The organism is Sphingobium sp. WR1, from assembly GCF_059693745.1.
Map to the genome: position 1 here is coordinate 136,196 of NZ_JCATID010000009.1, position 16,229 is coordinate 152,424.

14 protein-coding genes are annotated in these 16,229 nt (G+C 67.2%); 12 read left to right on the top strand and 2 right to left on the bottom strand.

The window, feature by feature from the left end; genetic code table 11:
• Positions 1 to 6: 6 nt before the first annotated feature.
• Positions 7 to 969: a thioredoxin-disulfide reductase gene (gene trxB / locus AC58EF_RS13000; RefSeq protein WP_497276742.1), complete on the top strand. Its 963-nt coding sequence runs from the start codon at positions 7 to 9 to the stop codon at positions 967 to 969.
• 18 nt (positions 970 to 987) lie between these two features.
• On the opposite strand, the gene AC58EF_RS13005 is transcribed toward trxB, so the two are convergent.
• Both AC58EF_RS13005 and AC58EF_RS13010 read right to left on the bottom strand, forming a co-directional pair.
• Entirely contained in the window at positions 988 to 1,275 is a 288-nt protein-coding gene (locus AC58EF_RS13005; RefSeq protein WP_497276743.1) for an acyl carrier protein, read from the bottom strand.
• Between the two features lie 28 nt (positions 1,276 to 1,303).
• Entirely contained in the window at positions 1,304 to 2,314 is a 1,011-nt protein-coding gene (locus tag AC58EF_RS13010; RefSeq protein WP_497276744.1) for a GNAT family N-acetyltransferase, read from the bottom strand.
• A 98-nt stretch (positions 2,315 to 2,412) separates the two neighbouring features.
• Here AC58EF_RS13010 and AC58EF_RS13015 point away from each other — a divergent pair, with 98 nt between their 5' ends.
• The 11 genes from AC58EF_RS13015 (at position 2,413) to xrtA (ending at position 16,224) form a co-directional block, all read left to right on the top strand.
• Entirely contained in the window at positions 2,413 to 3,924 is a 1,512-nt protein-coding gene (locus AC58EF_RS13015) for an acyl-CoA ligase (AMP-forming), exosortase A system-associated (RefSeq protein WP_497276777.1), read from the top strand.
• Positions 3,921 to 5,153 carry a pyridoxal-dependent decarboxylase, exosortase A system-associated gene (locus AC58EF_RS13020; RefSeq protein WP_497276745.1) on the top strand — a complete coding sequence of 411 codons (1,233 nt, stop codon included), beginning with the start codon at positions 3,921 to 3,923 and terminating at the stop codon, positions 5,151 to 5,153. Before AC58EF_RS13015 ends, AC58EF_RS13020 begins: the two co-directional genes overlap by 4 nt.
• 132 nt (positions 5,154 to 5,285) lie before the next feature.
• Positions 5,286 to 5,930, top strand: coding sequence for an XrtA/PEP-CTERM system exopolysaccharide export protein (locus tag AC58EF_RS13025; protein WP_497276778.1), 645 nt, complete (start codon positions 5,286 to 5,288; stop codon positions 5,928 to 5,930).
• A gap of 2 nt (positions 5,931 to 5,932) precedes the next feature.
• Positions 5,933 to 7,456 carry an XrtA system polysaccharide chain length determinant gene (locus AC58EF_RS13030; protein WP_497276746.1) on the top strand — a complete coding sequence of 508 codons (1,524 nt, stop codon included), beginning with the start codon at positions 5,933 to 5,935 and terminating at the stop codon, positions 7,454 to 7,456.
• Positions 7,457 to 7,470: 14 nt separating this feature from the next.
• Complete coding sequence (locus AC58EF_RS13035) at positions 7,471 to 8,397, top strand: P-loop NTPase (RefSeq protein WP_497276748.1); 927 nt, start codon at positions 7,471 to 7,473, stop codon at positions 8,395 to 8,397.
• Positions 8,394 to 9,995 carry a hypothetical protein gene (locus AC58EF_RS13040; RefSeq protein WP_497276749.1) on the top strand — a complete coding sequence of 534 codons (1,602 nt, stop codon included), beginning with the start codon at positions 8,394 to 8,396 and terminating at the stop codon, positions 9,993 to 9,995. Before AC58EF_RS13035 ends, AC58EF_RS13040 begins: the two co-directional genes overlap by 4 nt.
• 21 nt (positions 9,996 to 10,016) lie before the next feature.
• Positions 10,017 to 11,534: an XrtA/PEP-CTERM system-associated ATPase gene (locus AC58EF_RS13045; protein ID WP_497276750.1), complete on the top strand. Its 1,518-nt coding sequence runs from the start codon at positions 10,017 to 10,019 to the stop codon at positions 11,532 to 11,534.
• 22 nt (positions 11,535 to 11,556) lie between these two features.
• Positions 11,557 to 12,402 (top strand): XrtA system polysaccharide deacetylase, encoded by an 846-nt coding sequence (locus tag AC58EF_RS13050; RefSeq protein ID WP_497276751.1) that lies wholly within the window; start codon positions 11,557 to 11,559, stop codon positions 12,400 to 12,402.
• Positions 12,399 to 13,469: a FemAB family XrtA/PEP-CTERM system-associated protein gene (locus AC58EF_RS13055; protein WP_497276752.1), complete on the top strand. Its 1,071-nt coding sequence runs from the start codon at positions 12,399 to 12,401 to the stop codon at positions 13,467 to 13,469. The genes AC58EF_RS13050 and AC58EF_RS13055 overlap by 4 nt, the downstream gene beginning before the upstream one ends.
• Positions 13,466 to 14,692, top strand: coding sequence for a TIGR03087 family PEP-CTERM/XrtA system glycosyltransferase (locus tag AC58EF_RS13060; protein WP_497276753.1), 1,227 nt, complete (start codon positions 13,466 to 13,468; stop codon positions 14,690 to 14,692). The genes AC58EF_RS13055 and AC58EF_RS13060 overlap by 4 nt, the downstream gene beginning before the upstream one ends.
• A complete protein-coding gene (gene xrtA / locus AC58EF_RS13065) occupies positions 14,689 to 16,224 on the top strand; it encodes an exosortase A (RefSeq protein WP_497276754.1) in 1,536 nt (511 codons plus the stop codon). Before AC58EF_RS13060 ends, xrtA begins: the two co-directional genes overlap by 4 nt.
• Positions 16,225 to 16,229: the final 5 nt, after the last annotated feature.

Below are 16,229 nucleotides of genomic sequence, written 5' to 3' on the forward strand. Positions count from 1 at the left end.
CCTGATATGACCGCCACCCACAGCACCCGCATGTTGATCCTCGGTTCCGGCCCGGCGGGCCTTTCCGCCGCCATCTATGGCGCGCGCGCGGGTCTGGCGCCGATCGTGGTGCAGGGTATGCAGCCGGGCGGTCAGCTCACCATCACGACCGACGTGGAAAATTATCCCGGCTTCAAGGACGTGATCCAGGGGCCGTGGCTGATGGAGCAGATGCAGGCCCAGGCAGAGCATGTCGGCGCGCAGATGATGTATGACCAGATCGTCGATATCGATCTGTCGCAACGCCCCTTCCGCCTGACAGGCGACAGCGGCGCCCTCTATGTCGCCGACACTTTGGTCATCTGCACCGGCGCGCAGGCCAAATGGCTGGGCGTTCCGGGCGAGGAGCATCTGCAAGGCAAGGGCGTCAGCGCCTGCGCCACCTGCGACGGCTTCTTCTATCGCGGCAAGAAGGTGGTGGTGATCGGCGGCGGCAACACCGCGGTTGAGGAGGCGCTCTACCTCACCAATCACAGCCATGACGTGACCCTGATCCATCGCCGCGACACGCTGCGCGCCGAGAAGATCCTCCAGCAGCGTCTCCACGCCCATCCGAATATCAAGCTGCTGTGGAACAAGGCCGTCGACCGCTTCGTCGGCGGCGGCACGCCCGAAGGACTGGTCGGCGTCGACCTGATCGACACCGTCACCGGCGAAAAGTCGCATGTGTCGACCGACGGCGGCTTCGTCGCGATCGGCCATCACCCTGCGACCGAATTGTTCGAAGGCAAGCTGCCGCTCGACGAGGGCTATATCGTGGTGGAAAAGGGCACGACCCGCACCGCCATTCCCGGCGTCTTCGCGGCGGGCGATGTCACCGACAAAATCTACCGCCAGGCCGTGACCGCTGCCGGCATGGGCTGCATGGCCGCGCTCGACGTCGAAAAATTCCTGGCCGAAGTCGATTTCGAGGAACTGGTGGACGCCTGATCAAAGCGTCCGGGGGCTTCAGCCCAGCTTGCCCTGCGCGAACGCCACCAGCGCCCCGAACGTCTCGAACGTGTCGCCGTCGATATCCTCATCCTCGATCAGGATGTGGAAGCGATCCTCGATCTCGGTGAGTAGCCCGGCGACCGCCATGGAGTCCAGTTCCGGCAGCGCGCCGAACAACGGCGTGTCCGCGTCGAAGGCGTCGACCCGCTCCTGCGACAGGCCAAGCGCGTCGCGCAGCAGCGCCCGCATCTGGTCTTCCACAGGGATGGTCCGGTCGTCCGGCTGAGAATGTTGCGCCCGCATGATGCGCGTCTAGATAGAGGTGCGCGGCCTAACCTACAAGCGCGGAAATGGCGGTCCGCGCCGCGGGCAGCCAGGCGGACGCGAAGCGCGGGTTGAAGGCGTCGATCCGGTGGAGCGTCACCCGCCGTTCCATCCAGTCGGTCTTGTAGCCATTGTCGCCGGTGCCATAGTCGATCAGATCGACCTGCTCCTCGTCTATCGCCCGCGCGAACATCCTGTGGCTGAGCAGCGTGCCGGGCGATCCGCCGTCGAACGCGCTGTCGTGGCTCAGCTTGTGGATCAGCGCGACGCCATTGTCGATGGTCCACAGCTGGGTCGCCACCGCTCGCCCGTCCCGCCGCGCAAAGCCCAGCCGCAGCGTGCCCGCCGCGCTTTCCCGCTCGGCCAGATCGCGCAGGAAATGGAGGCCGCCTTCAGGCTCCGCCTCCTTCCAGCTATGCGCATGGACATCGACATAGTCGCGCCACAGATCGTCGGTCAGCCTTTCGCTGATCGACAGGGCGTAGGGACTGTTCCGTCCCTTGCGCCGGACCAGGTTGCGCAGGCGGCCGGGGCGCGTGGCCCAATAGTCGGCGAAGCTGCGTCCTTCCACCGGCAGCACATGGCGCGCGCCCATGGGCCGCTGCACCGTAAGCCAGCCCGCGCGGCGCAGCGCTACGACGAGCAGCGCGCTTTCCTCCAGCGGATAAAGGTCAATCTGCGCATGGTTTGCCAGCAGCGCACCCGCGATCGCTTCGAGCAGCTGTTGCTGACGCCCCACGTCGGGCGCGCCAAGAAAGATCGGCGCCCAGGCAAAACTATACCAGTTGGCGAGCGCGCTGACGCGCCGCGCGTCGGGAGACAGGAGGAACAGCCAGGCCTCTGCGCCACCATCCTCTGCCGCGACGACACGGACGGGCGTGTCGCGAAAGCAATGGCGGTGCAGCGCCTCGAACCAGTCGAGCCGGTCGAACAGGCCGGGCGCATGGGCGCGATCCAGCCGGCCGGCGAGCGCCTGCCGCACTTCCTTGAGGCTGTGATATTCCCTTGACGCCTGCAACCGACTATCTCCGCCCTGTCACGATACGCATAGGAGAAGAATCTGCACATGGGGTTAAGCGCTTGGGGAGTTAAGCGGCCGTGACTGACATTTTCCCCATGATCGACGGCGCGCAGGTGCGTCCGCTCGACCATCTGCTGCTGCGTGGCGATCCGGCGCGCCTTGCGCTGGACGGACGTTCGGGCAGCTACAGCTATGCCGAGCTGGAAGAGACATTGGGTCGGCTGGCCGGCTGGCTGGCGGGATTCGGGCTGGAGCCGGGCGCGCGCGTCGCCAGCTGGATGGCCAAGGGGCCGGTGGCGGCGCTGATGCCGCTGGCCGCGCCGCGCGCCGGCCTTGTCCATGTGCCGATCAATCCACTGCTCAAGCACCGCCAGGTCGCCCATATTCTGGAGGATAGCGGCGCGATGCTGCTGATCGGCACGTCGGCCCGGCTCGACAGCCTCCAGCCGGGCGACGTGCCCGCGGGCTGCCGACTGCATCGCGAGGATGACGCCGCCGGCGCCATGAGCGGCGGGCAGGCGATCGGCCCGTCGAATGCGCGGCCCGACGATCTGGCGGCTATCCTCTACACCAGCGGATCGACCGGGCGTCCCAAGGGCGTGGTGCTGACCCATGCCAATCTCTGGCTGGGCGCGGTGGCGGTGGCGGACTATCTGAAGCTGACGCCGCAGGATCGCACCGCCTGTGTCCTGCCTTTCAGCTTCGACTATGGCCAGAACCAGCTGCTTTCCACCTGGTATGCCGGGGGCTGCGTCTATCCGCTGGACTATCTGACACCGCGCGACGTCATGAAGCTGGTCGACCGGCGCGACATCACGACGCTGGCCGGGGTGCCGCCGCTCTGGGTGCAATTGGCGGAACTGGACTGGCCCGCGGACGTGGCGGCGAAACTCAAACGCCTCACCAACAGCGGCGGCGCGCTGACCAGGCCTTTGGTGGCAAAGCTGCGGACGCTTTTTCCGCAGGCCGATCTCTATCCCATGTATGGCCTGACGGAGGCGTTCCGCTCCACTTATCTGCCGCCTGCCCTGGTTGACAGCCATCCCGATTCGATGGGCGGCGCCATTCCCTTTGCCGAGATATTGGTCGTCCGCCCGGACGGCAGTCTGACTGATGCCGACGAGCCGGGCGAGCTGGTCCATTGCGGCCCGCTCGTGGCGCGGGGCTATTGGCGCGATCCGGCGCGCACGGCCGAGCGCTTCAAGCCCGCGCCGGCCGTGTCGCGCTATGGCGGCATGGCGGTATGGTCGGGCGACACGGTGCGGCGCGACCGCCAAGGCCTGCTCTATTTCGTCGGCCGCGACGATGCGATGATCAAGTCGGCCGGCAACCGCATCAGCCCGACCGAGATAGAGGAGGCGGCCGTCGCCGTGCCGGGCGTGGCCGAAGCGGTCGCGCTGGGCGTCAGGGATGATCGGCTGGGGCAGGCGGTGCGCCTGCTGCTGCGCGCCGCTGATCCCGCCGTCACCGATGCCGTCGCCGCGCACCTCAAGATCGAACTGCCCAATTTCATGCAGCCCAAGGATATCATCGTGCTTCCCGAATTTCCCCGCAATCCCAATGGCAAGATCGACCGGGTCGCGCTCGCCGGGGAGCATGGCGCATGAAGCCCATGGGCCCGATTCCGTCCTGGGCCACCGCGGAGGACGACATGCTGCTGATCGGCGGCTGCGGCGCGGAAAGCCTGGTCGATGAAGCCGGCGACACGCCGCTGTTCGCCTATGACATGGACATTGTGGAGGCGCAGGTTCGGGATTTCCGGGCTGCGATCCCGGACGCGGTGCATCTTCATTATGCGGTGAAGGCCAATCCCTATGCGCCGCTGCTGGCGCGCATGGCGCATCGGGTCGACGGCTTCGACGTCGCCTCGGGCGGCGAACTGGACATGGCGCTCGAAGCCGGCATGGCGCCCGATCGCATCAGCTTCGCCGGGCCTGGCAAGCGCAATGACGAACTGTCCGCCGCCATCTTCGCGGGCGTGACCATCAATCTCGAATCGGAAGGGGAGGCGCGCCGCGCGCTGGCCGTGGCCGACGCGATCGGCAAGACGCCGCGCCTCGCCGTCCGGGTCAACCCGGATTTCGATCTCAAGGGATCGGGTATGCGCATGGGCGGCGGGGCCAAGCCGTTCGGCGTCGATGCAGACCGGGCGGCGGCGCTGGCGCGCATGGTGATCGACGCCGGGGCGCTCTGGCAGGGCTGGCATATCTTCGCGGGCAGCCAGAATCTCGATTCCCTGGCGATCATCGAGACGCAGGCGGCGACCATCGCGCTGGCCGCCCGCCTGTCGGACGAAGTCGGCGCGACCCCGCCGCTGGTCAATCTCGGCGGCGGCTTCGGCATTCCCTATTTCCCCGGCGACGTGCGGCTCGACATCCGGCCGATCGGCGTGGCGCTCGACACGGCGCTGGAGGCGCGCGCCGACATTCTGCGCGACAGCGGTTTCGCGATCGAACTGGGGCGCTGGCTGGTCGGGGAGGCGGGCGTCTACCTAACCCGCGTGGTCGACGTGAAGGTCAGCCAGGGCGAAACCTTCGTCGTGGTCGATGGCGGCCTGCATCATCAGCTCGCCGCCAGCGGCAATTTCGGTACTGTCGTGCGGCGCAACTATCCGATCGCCGTCGCCAACCGTTTCGGCGCCGCGCCTGCAGCCGACCCGGTGACGGTGGTGGGATGCCTCTGCACGCCGATCGACCGGCTGGGCGACAAGGTGGCGCTGCCGCCGGTGGAGGAAGGCGACCTCATCGTCCTCTTCCTCGCCGGCGCTTATGGCGCATCGGCCAGCCCCACGGCATTTCTGGGGCACCCAAGTCCCCATGAAGTTTTACTTGGCTGATTTGTGCATGACTTGACTCCTAACGGTATCTTTACCCTTTTGCGGGAAGAAGAGTCCCAAAGCCCCGCGCCGATGATCCGCCTTCACCTCTTTGGCGGCCTGTCGCGCGGGGCCGCGATAAGGGGTGAGATTATGCGTTTCCTGTCGGTTTCCAGGCTTCTGCTCGGTGCGTCATTGCCCGCCGTCGCCTTGTCGGGCTGCGCGTCCGCGCCCTCCGGGCCGCAATTGCCCCCGGCATCGTTCGTTTCCACGCAGGAGGGGCCGGGCGAGGAATATGTCATCGGCCCGCTCGATGATCTCACCATCTTTGTCTGGCGCAATCCCGAACTGGGCGCCAAGGTGCAGGTGCGCCCCGACGGCCGCATCACCACGCCTTTGATCACCGACATGCCGGCCGTAGGCAAGACGCCCAAGATGCTGGCCGACGACATCAAGCTGGCGCTTACCCAATATATCGAAAATCCGTTGGTGTCGGTGATCGTCAACAATTTCAGCGGCACCTTCAGCCAGCAGGTGCGGATCGTCGGCGCGACCGAAAAGCCGGCCTCCATTCCCTATCGCGCGAACATGACGCTGCTCGACGCCATGATTGCGGTAGGCGGCCTTAGCGAATATGCCGCCGGCAATCGGGCGCGGCTGGTCCGTTTCGACAAGGATACGGGCAAGCAGAAGGAATATCAGGTCCGCCTGAACGACCTGCTCAAGAAGGGCGACACCAAGGCCAACGTCATGTTGGCGCCCGGCGACGTCATCATCATTCCGGAAAGCATGTTCTGACCATGGCGGGGCTTTACGACGAATTGCTGGTCCTGCTGCACGGCATCTGGAACCGGCGCTGGATTGCGCTGGGCGTGGCCTGGGGCCTGTGTATGCTCGGCTGGCTGGGCGTGGCGCTGATCCCCAACAGCTACCAGTCCAAGGCGCGGGTCTATGTGAACACCCAGTCGCTGCTGGAAGACAAGATGGGCATCACCCAGGTCCAGTCGCAGCAGGATCTGGACCGCGTGCGCAACACGCTGGCGAGCGCGGAAAATCTGGAAAAGGTCGTGCGTGGAACCGACCTGTCGCAGAGCGTGTCCGGCCCGCGCGACATCGCCGCGAAGATCACGACCCTGCGCGAAAATATCACCGTCATGGCGCAGGCTGATCCCAGCATGATCGACATCAGCGCCATCTCCGCCGATTCGGGCCTGTCGGACGGGGCCAATGCGCGCATCGCCCAGCAGGTGGTGCAGAAGCTGATCGACATCTTCCAGGAGGAAAATCTGTCGGGCGACCGCAGCCAGACCAAGCAGAGCCTGGCTTTCCTCGACCAGCAGCTCGCCGCCCGCGCCAAGCAGTTGGAGGCGGCCGACCAGCGCCGCGTCGAATTTACCCAGCGCTATATCGGCCTGTTGCCGGGCGCGGGATCGATCAGCCAGCGCATGGACGCCGCCCGCGCGGAGATCAGCAATATCGATTCGCAGCTCGTCCAGGCGCAAAGCGCTCTGTCGGCGATGAACGGCCAGCTCGCGGGCACGCCCCAGACGCTGCCGGGCGTCGGCGCGTCGGGCGGGGCATCGCCGCTGGCGCAGGCGCAGGCTAATCTCGCCTCGATGCGCGCGCGCGGCTGGACCGCCAGCCATCCCGACGTGATCGCCGCCCAGCGGGAAGTCGACGCCCTGCGCCGCGCAGGTGGCGGCGGCAGCGCGGGCGGAGCCGGCGGCACGCCCAATCCCGCCTATCTGTCGATCAAGTCGATGCAGGCGGAACGCGCCGCGACCGTGCAGGCGCTCCAGACCCGCAAGGCCCAGTTGCAGAGCGATCTCAACATCATGATGTCGAAGCAGGTCGACGAACCGGGCATCGCGTCCGAACAGGAAAAGCTCGACAGCGACTATGCGGCGCTCAAGACCCAATATGACAAGCTGATGGCCGACCGGGAGGAGATCCGCCTGCGCGGCGAGGTGAAGACGGAAACCGGATCGGTTCAGTTCCGCGTCATCCAGCCGCCCAGCGCCCCGACCGCACCGGCCGCGCCCAATCGTCCGTTGCTGCTGCTCGGCGTGCTGATCGTCGGCATCGGCGCCGGCGTCGGCGTCGCCTTCGCCATGGGGCAGCTCCAGGGCACCTTCCCGACCGCCGCGCGGCTCGAAAAGGCGGTGGGCCTGCCCGTCGCCGGATCGATCAGCCAGATGCGCAATGCCGCGCAGATGGCGGTCGAAAAGCAGCGCCTCAAATGGTTCGCAGGGGCGAGCGGCGGCTTGGCCGCCGTCTGCCTGCTGCTGATCGTCGTCGAATTCGTCCAGCGTGGCATGGCGTGAAGGAGCGCGACCCGATGAACCAGCATGGCTCCACCAAGGGGCGCGGATCGCTGATCGAACGCGCGACCGAGATTTACGACTTCAATGCCGCGCTGAAAGGCCGCGCCGCGCCCAGGGTCGATGTGTCGGCCGATCTGCCGCCGGCGCCCATCGCGCCGGTGGGACCCGCTGCGTCGCCGCCGGGCCCCGCACCCCTTGATCGCGCGCCAGCCTGGACCGGGCCGATCCAGCCGATCGACCGCATGGCGCTGGCGCAGGCGGGCTATCTGCAACCCGACGGCCCCGTGACCGCGATGAGCGAGGAGTTCCGCCTGCTCAAGCGCGACCTTCTGGCGCAGTTGCAGGCCAATCCGGGCGGCAACCGCATCCTCGTCTGCTCCGCGCATAGCGGCGACGGCAAGAGCTTCTGCGCGATCAATCTGGCGCTCAGCCTGGCGGCGGAAAAGGACCGGGAAATCCTGCTGATCGATGCCGATTTCGGCAAGCCGGGCATCCCGGACAAGCTGGGCCTGACCGGTGGGCCTGGCCTCATGGACGCGCTCGCCGATCCGTCGATCGCGATCGAGGATATCATCATCCGCACCGACCTGCCCTCGCTGTCGGTGCTGCCGGCCGGCGCGCGCAGCAACAACGATACCGAATATCTGGCCTCCGCCCGGACCCGGCAGCTGCTTTCGCGGCTGACCGAAGGGCGCCCCGAACGCATCCTGATCTTCGATTCGCCGCCCTTGCTCGCGGCCTCGCCCGCGGCCGTGCTCGCCAGCCATGCCGCGATCGCGCTGCTGGTCGTGCGCGCCGACCGGACGAGCGAGAGCGCCCTGCGCGAAGCGGCCACGATGCTGAAGGGCGGCGCGCAGGTGCGACTGCTGCTCAACGCCGTCCGCTTCACCGGCAGCCGTCGCTTCGGCAGCTATTATGCCAAGGGGGAAGCGCAGGCATGAGCAGGCGCCACTGGATTTCGGGTGCGTCCTTTTTCGCGCTGGCGGCCATGGCCCTGCCGGCGCACGCGCAATCGTCCCGGCAGGACCAGCGCCTCAGGGTCGTGCCCTATCTGGGCATCGATCAGGTGGTGATGGCGCCGCTCAAGGGTGAGGGCGATGTGCTGACATACACCAACGTCACGGCGGGCGTGACGGCGGAGGTGCGCAACCGCCGCGTGGAAGCGACCATCGACGCGCAATATAATCACAGCTTCGGCTGGGGCAGCCAGGCGACCGATCAGGACGTCATCAGCGGCATATTGAGCACGCGCGTCAATGTCGCGCGCGGCCTGTCGCTCAATGCCGGGGGCCTTGCGACGCGGGTGCGGACCGACGGCCTGTCGGGCGCGACCGCGCTCAACGACAGCTATACCAGCCAGGTCTATGCCGGCTATGTCGGCCCGTCCTATACGACGCAGCTTGGCGATTTCACCGTCAACGGCTCCTATCGCCTGGGCTATGCACGGGTCGACGATGACCTCAATGCGGACATCCCCGGCGCGCTGCCCAGCGGTTCCTTCGCGGACAGCTGGAGCCACAGCCTGCTCGGCTCGGTCGGCTTCGCGCCCGGCACCGTGCTGCCGGTGGGCCTGACCGCCAGCGCCGGCTATGACCGCGAGGATGCGAGCCAGCTCGACCAGCGGTTCGAGGACGCCTGGGGCCGGCTGGACGCCACCTTGCCGGTGTCGCGCACCGTCGCGCTGGTCGGCGGCATCGGCTATGAGAATATCGAGATCAGCCAGCGTTCGCCGTTGCTGGACGATGATGGCGCGCCCGTCATCCGCAACGGCCGCTACGTCACCGACGAAAGTTCGCCGCGCGCTTTGGTCTATGAATTTGACGACATCATCTGGGACGTCGGTGTCCTCTGGCGGCCCAGCCATCGCACCTCGCTCCAGGCGCGCGTGGGCGAACGCTATGGCGGCATGACCTATCAGGGCAGCTTCCTCTGGCAGGGTCGCGACAGCAATTTCGCGCTGGTCGTGTTCGACGGGATCGACAGTTTCGGCCGGATGATCATGGGTGACGTCGCCGCGCTGTCGGGCAGCAACCTCAATGTCGTGCGCAATCCCTTCACCGGCGACCTCACCGGCTGCGCCTTCTCGGCGACCGGCGGCGGCCAGTGCTTCAACGACGCGCTGTCGGGCATCACCGGCGCCAATTTCCGCTATCGCGGCGTGTCGGCCCAATATGCGCTGCGGCGCGGTCCCTGGGGCTGGGGTGTGGGCGCGGGCTATTCGCAGCGCAAGTTCATCACGCCGCAGGGCCAGACGGTGTTTATCCGCGGCTCAAGGGACGAAAACTGGTTCGGCAATGCGTCGATGACCTATATGTTCAACAATAGCGACAGCATCAATACGGTCGTCTACATCAACTATTTCGACGCCAGCGACGCACGGCCCGATATTCTCAATTACGGCGCCTTCACCAGCTATTTCAAGGGGTTGAGTCGCCGTCTGTCGGCATCGGCGTCCGTCGGCATCGACGGAGCCAAGGCCGATGATTTCGACACGGTGATCAGCGCCATGGGGCAGGTCGGCCTGCGCTACAGCTTCTAGCCGGCCCTGGGAGACGAAGATATGTATGATCAATTCTACGGATTGCAGGGCCGCCCGTTCCAGCTGACGCCGGACCCGCATTATTATTTCGAGAGCGCGACCCACCGCAAGGCGCTGTCCTATCTAGGCTACGGTCTGGCCCAGGGGGAAGGCTTCATCGTCATCACCGGCGATATCGGCGCGGGCAAGACCACTTTGGTCGGCCATCTGATGCAGACGATCGACCCGTCGCGCCTGACCGCGGTCAAGATCGTGTCGACGCAGGTCGAGGGCGACGACATGCTGCGCCTCGCCGCGCAGAGCTTCGGCCTGGAGACGGACGGCCTGACGAAGGCAGCGACGCTGCAACGGATCGAGAGCTTTCTTCATGGCCAGGCGCGCGCCGGGCGGCGCAGCCTGCTGATCGTCGATGAAGGCCAGAATCTGGGCGTCTCGGCGATCGAGGAACTGCGCATGTTGTCCAACTTCCAGTTGGGCGGCCAGTCGCTGCTTCAGATTTTCCTGCTCGGTCAGCCGGAATTTCGCGACCTGCTCGCATCCCCGGAGCTGGAGCAGCTGCGTCAGCGCGTCATCGCCACCCATCATCTCGAACCGATGATGCCGCGCGAGGTCGAACCCTATATCCTGCATCGGCTGGGGGTGGCGGGCTGGACCGGCGATCCGGCTTTCACCCCGGCCGCCTTCGCCGCGCTTTACGCCGCGACCGGCGGCGTGCCCCGTCGCCTCAACGCGCTGGTCAGCCGCGTCCTGCTGCTGGGCGCGATCGAGCAACTGCACGACATCGACGCCGATGTCGTGGCTGCGGTGGTCGCCGACATGGGGCTGGACGTCGACGCGCGGCCCGAACCGATGACGCCTTCGGCGCTCGATCTGGTCGAGGAACCGGCGGAGCCGGAGGAAGCCGCCGAACCGGCCTGGCCGACCTTTGACCCGGGCGAGGACGAACTGATGGCCGCGCATGAGCCTGACGATGCGCCGCGTTTCCTTTCCGCCGCGCATGTCGCCAACGGCTTCGATCATGGGGAAAAGGCAGACGATGAACGGGTGATCCCGTTCGCGCGGTTCGCGGCGCCCTTCGCGGAACCCGCCGCCGAAGAACCGGAATCGGCCGACGCCATCGACGCAGCGGACGAACCTCTCGCCGCAGCAGAGCCGGACGTGCTGACGGAAGAGGAAGTCGAGCCGGTCGACGCCTTTGACGAGACGATCGATCCGGTCGAGGAGGCTGATCCGGCGGAAACGCTCGACGCCCTGCGTCGCGACATGCAGGAGGAAATCGCCGCCCTGCGCGCCGAGATCGCCTCGCTCCGCGCGGTGCAGGCGCACGCGCCGTTCGGCGCGCCCGCGCCGACCATCGACCCCGAAGCGCTCAAGGATTGTTTCACCCTGGTCGAGGAACGCCTCTCCACCCTGGAATTCCGGGCCGAGGAGCAGGATACCGCGCTGCGCCGGGTGCTGACCATGCTGGTCGAATGGGTGGAGCGCGAAGACCGGATGGTCGACGCCGAACAGGACGCCGCCGTCGCCCGCGCGCATTGACCGAAGGCTGAGTGAGGGACATATGCGCAACGCCCTGTCCGTCGATGTGGAGGACTGGTTCCAGGTCGGCGCTTTCGAGCGCACGATCGACCGTGCCGACTGGGACGGGCTGGCCCATCGCGTCGAAGGCAACACCGACGCGGTGCTGGACCTGTTCGCGCAGGCGGATGTCAAGGCGACCTTCTTCACCCTGGGCTGGGTGGCGGAGCGTTATCCGGCGTTGATGCGCCGCATTGTCGAGGCAGGGCATGAGGTGGCGAGCCATGGCTATGACCATGCGCGCGTCTTCACCTTCACCCCCGACCAGTTTCGCGCCGACCTGCGCAAGGCGCGCGCCCTGCTGGAGGATGCGAGCGGGCAGGCCGTGACCGGCTATCGCGCGCCCAGCTTCTCGATCGATCCGCGCACCCCCTGGGCGCATCGGATATTGGCCGAAGAGGGTTATCGCTATTCCTCCAGCGTCGCGCCGATCCGGCACGATCACTATGGCTGGCCCGACTCCCCGCGCTTCGCCTGGAAACCGCTCAAGGATTCGCCGCTGGTGGAACTGCCGGTGACGACCGCCAAATGGGGCGGGCGCACGCTGGCCGCGGGGGGCGGGGGCTTTTTCCGCCTGCTGCCCTATGGTTTTTCCCGCTGGGCGATCCGCCAGGTCAATGAACAGGCTGGGCGGCCCGCGATCATCTATTTCCATCCCTGGGAAATCGATCCCGGTCAGCCGCGCGTTGCCGGAGCGCCGCTGCGCTCGCGCCTGCGCCATTACAGCAACCTGTCGGTCATGGCGGCGAAGCTGCGTCGCCTGACGCGCGACTTCGCCTGGACGCGCGTCGACGCGCTGGCCGACGCCGAAGCGGCGCGCGCGGCATGACCGCCGGGACGGACGCCGATCTTTCCGTAACCATGCTCGACCTGCGCGATCCGGTGCAGGCGGCGGCGGTCGACGCCTATGTGATGGCCCATGCCGAAGGGACGCCGTTCCACCGACCCGCCTGGCTTTCCGCGATCGAGGAGGCGACGGGCAACCGCGCCTTGCCGCTGGCCGCCATCGCGCCGTCGGGCCGGATCGTCGGCCTCCTGCCGCTCCACCACATCAAGAGCGCCCTGTTCGGACAGGCATTGGTATCGACCGGCTTCGCCGTCGACGGCGGCATAGTGGCGGATGACGAGCGCGCCGTCGCCGCCCTCGCCCTGGCGGCGCGGGAACTGGCGCGGGAACGTGGCAATCTGTCGCTGGAACTGCGCGGCGGCGCCGTGCCGGGCGCGGACTGGGAGCGGCGCGAGGGCCAGCATGTCGGCTTCGTCCGTCCGATCGCCAGCGACGAGGAAGCGGAACTGCTGGCGATCCCGCGCAAGCATCGCGCCGAATTGCGCAAGGCGCTGGCCAATGCCGATCTGACGGTCGATGTGGGCCGCGATCCGCGTCATCTGCGCGATCATTATCATGTCTATGCCACCAGCGTCCGCAACCTCGGCACGCCGGTCTTTCCCGCGCGGCTGTTCCGCGCCGTGCTGGAGCGGTTCGGGACGGACGCCGACATATTGATCGTGCGCGAAAGGGACAGGCCGGTTTCGGCGGTGCTCAGCCTTTATCATGCCGGGCGGGTCATGCCCTATTGGGGCGGCGGCATCGGCGACGCGCGGCGGCTGCGGTCCAATGAACTCATGTATTTTCGGCTGATAGGCCATGCCCGGACGCGCGGCATGACCCTGTTCGACTTCGGCCGGTCGAAGGTCGGCAGCGGTCAGGCGGCGTGGAAGAAGAGCTTCGGCTTCGATCCGCTCCCCCTTGTCTATCATGGCTGGTCGGCGGATGGCGCCCGGCGCGATGTCGACCCCAACAGCGCCCGATATCAGCGGCGGATCGAATATTGGAAGAAACTGCCCTTGCCCCTGGCCAACCTGATCGGCCCGCATATCGCGCGAGGGCTGGGGTGAAGGGCGACATCCTCTTCCTCTGCCACCGCATCCCCTTTCCGCCGGATCGGGGCGACAAGATCCGTTCCTTTCACCTGCTGAAGCGGCTGGCGGAGGAAAGCGCCGTCCATGTCGGCTGCTTCGCCGACGATGACCGCGACATGGGGTTTTCGGACGAGCTACGGCACGTCGCCGCCAGCCAGTGCGTGCTGATGCGCGATCGGTCCAGGGTCGTCGCCGGCCTCACCGGCCTCGCGAAACGCCAGTCGTTGCTGATCGCGCTGTTCGACCATCCGGGGCTGCACCAGTGGGTCGCCCGCACGCTCGCCGAGCGGCCGATCCGCGCCGTCTTCGCCTATTCGGCGCAGATGGCGCATTTCGTGCCGATGCTGCCGCCCGATATCCGCTTCATGATGGATTTCGTCGATTTCGATTCGGCCAAATATGCGACCTATGGCGCGCAGGGCAGTGGCCCCATGGCCTGGATCAACCGGCGCGAAGGCCGGCTGCTGTTCGATTTCGAACGGGCCATCGCGGAACGCGCCGCCGTTTCCAGCTTCGTGAGCGAGGCGGAGGCGCAGATGTTCCGCGCCGCCACCGGCCTCGATTCCGATCGCGTGGTCACGATCGAGAATGGCGTCGCACTCGACTATTTCGACCCCGCCGCCGATTTTTCGTCCGTGGACGCTGGGCAGGGGCGGCTGCTCGTCTTCACCGGCCAGATGGATTATCGCCCCAATGTCGAGGCGGTGGAGAGTTTCGCCCGCGATACCCTGCCCGCCATCCGCGTCGCCCATCCCGATGCCCGCTTCGCCATTGTCGGGCGCAATCCGGTAACGTCGGTGCAGGCGCTGGCCGACCTTCCCGGCGTGATCGTGACTGGCGGCGTGCCCGACGTGCGCGGCTGGCTGGCGGCGGCGGACGTGGTCGTCGCGCCGCTGCGAATCGCGCGCGGCATCCAGAACAAGGTGCTGGAGGCCATGGCGATGGCCCGTCCGGTCGTCGCCTCGTCGCAGGCGGCCGAAGGCATAGACGCTTGCCATGGCGCGCAATTGCTGGTCGCCGATGATCCCGCGCAGGAAGCGGAAAAGATCATCGCCCTGCTCGCCGATCCAGCCCGCGCGGCCACGCTGGGGCAGGCAGGGCGGGCGCGGATGGAAGAACGCTATCGCTGGTCGGCGACACTCGACCGGCTGCCCGACCTGTTGTTCGGCCGCGCTTCGGTCGCGGACGCCGTGACATGACGGAACGCGCGCTGACGCCCGACCGGTTGCCGCTGGTCGACCTGACCGGCTGGCGCGGCCATCTCACCGCGCTCGGCGTCGTCGCGTTCGTCATCCTGTCGCTGTTCCTCGACGATGTCTGGACCATGGTGTCGATCTGGTGGAACGCCTCCACCTTCGGCCATTGCCTGTTCATTCCCATCCTCATCGCCTGGCTGGTGCAGCAGCGCCTGCCCGGCCTGCGCCAGTTGCGGCCGGTCGCCTGGGCGCCGGGACTGCTCTGGCTGGGGGCGGGCGCCTTCGCCTGGCTGCTCGGCGCGGCGGCGGGGGTGGCGATGATCCGCCATGGCGCCCTTATCGTCATGCTTCAGGGCGCGACCATCGCGCTGCTCGGCCCGGCCGTCGCCCGCGCGCTGCTCTTCCCGCTCTTCTACGCCTTCTTCATGGTCCCCTTCGGTGAGGAGATTGTGCCGCCGCTGCAATTGCTGACGGCGCGGCTCGCCATGCTGCTGCTCGACCTGTCGGGCGTGCCGGCGCATATGGAGGGCATCTTCATCACCACGCCGACCGGCTATTTCGAGGTTGCCGAAGCCTGTTCCGGCGCGAAATTCCTGATCGCCATGACCGCCTATGGCGCGCTGGTGTGCAATGTCTGCTTCAATAGCTGGCCCCGCCGCCTCCTTTTCATGGCGGGCGCGCTTGGCCTGTCGGTGCTGGCCAATGGCGTGCGCGCCTTCGCCACGATCCTCGTCGCTCATTTGACCACGGTCGACGCGGCGGTCGGCTTCGACCATGTCGTCTATGGCTGGGTCTTCTTCGCCATCATCATGATCATCGTCATGGCGACCGCCTGGCCCTTCTTCGACCGCAAGCCCGGCGACCCCTGGTTCGACCCGCGCGCCCTCCAGCGCGAAGGCGAGCGCGGCGGCCCGGTGGGCAAGGTCGCGGGCGGCGCGCTGGCGCTGGTGATCGCCGCGCCGCTCTGGCTCGCCGCCACCGCCGCCGCCGCCGATCCGCTGCCGCCCGTGCTGCATATGCCCGCGGTTCAGGGCTGGACCCGCACCGACGCGCGACAGGCCTATCCCTGGAAAGCGCGCTTCGACGGCGCGGACCATTATGTCAGCGGCCGCTATCGCAATGCGCGCGGGCAGGTGGTGGACCTCGCCATCGCCACCTATGCCCGGCAGGAGGACCAGCGCGAACTGGTCGGCTTTGGCCAGGGCGCGGCCGATCCCGACAGCCTGTGGGTCTGGTCCTCGCCCGCCCGCGCGCCCGCCGATGCGCGCGGCGAGCAGATCACCGCACCCGGCCCGGTGGTGCGCCATGTGGTGAGCTTCTACGTCGTGGGCGGCGGCGCCCCGACCGGCAGCAAGCCGACGGTGAAGCTGGAAACCATGAAGGCCCGCCTGCTGGGGCAGGACCAGCGCGCCATCGCCATCCTCGTGTCGGCGGAGGAGGGCGAAGGACATTCTTCGGACGCCGCTATATCCGCCTTCCTGACCGATCTGGGCGATGTGCGGGTTTTGGCTGACCGCAGCATCGGCATCCGCTAGAGATC

Bases quoted from the DNA above. Each gene is read 5' to 3' on its own strand.
- trxB (WP_497276742.1), top strand. From the start codon at position 7: ATGACCGCCACCCACAGCACCCGCATGTTGATCCTCGGTTCCGGCCCG.
- AC58EF_RS13015 (WP_497276777.1), top strand. From the start codon at position 2,413: ATGATCGACGGCGCGCAGGTGCGTCCGCTCGACCATCTGCTGCTGCGT.
- AC58EF_RS13030 (WP_497276746.1), top strand. From the start codon at position 5,933: ATGGCGGGGCTTTACGACGAATTGCTGGTCCTGCTGCACGGCATCTGG.
- AC58EF_RS13050 (WP_497276751.1), top strand. From the start codon at position 11,557: ATGCGCAACGCCCTGTCCGTCGATGTGGAGGACTGGTTCCAGGTCGGC.
- xrtA (WP_497276754.1), top strand. From the start codon at position 14,689: ATGACGGAACGCGCGCTGACGCCCGACCGGTTGCCGCTGGTCGACCTG.
- AC58EF_RS13025 (WP_497276778.1), top strand. From the start codon at position 5,286: ATGCGTTTCCTGTCGGTTTCCAGGCTTCTGCTCGGTGCGTCATTGCCC.
- AC58EF_RS13020 (WP_497276745.1), top strand. From the start codon at position 3,921: ATGAAGCCCATGGGCCCGATTCCGTCCTGGGCCACCGCGGAGGACGAC.
- AC58EF_RS13040 (WP_497276749.1), top strand. From the start codon at position 8,394: ATGAGCAGGCGCCACTGGATTTCGGGTGCGTCCTTTTTCGCGCTGGCG.
- AC58EF_RS13005 (WP_497276743.1), bottom strand. From the start codon at position 1,275: ATGCGGGCGCAACATTCTCAGCCGGACGACCGGACCATCCCTGTGGAA.
- AC58EF_RS13035 (WP_497276748.1), top strand. From the start codon at position 7,471: ATGAACCAGCATGGCTCCACCAAGGGGCGCGGATCGCTGATCGAACGC.
- AC58EF_RS13055 (WP_497276752.1), top strand. From the start codon at position 12,399: ATGACCGCCGGGACGGACGCCGATCTTTCCGTAACCATGCTCGACCTG.
- AC58EF_RS13045 (WP_497276750.1), top strand. From the start codon at position 10,017: ATGTATGATCAATTCTACGGATTGCAGGGCCGCCCGTTCCAGCTGACG.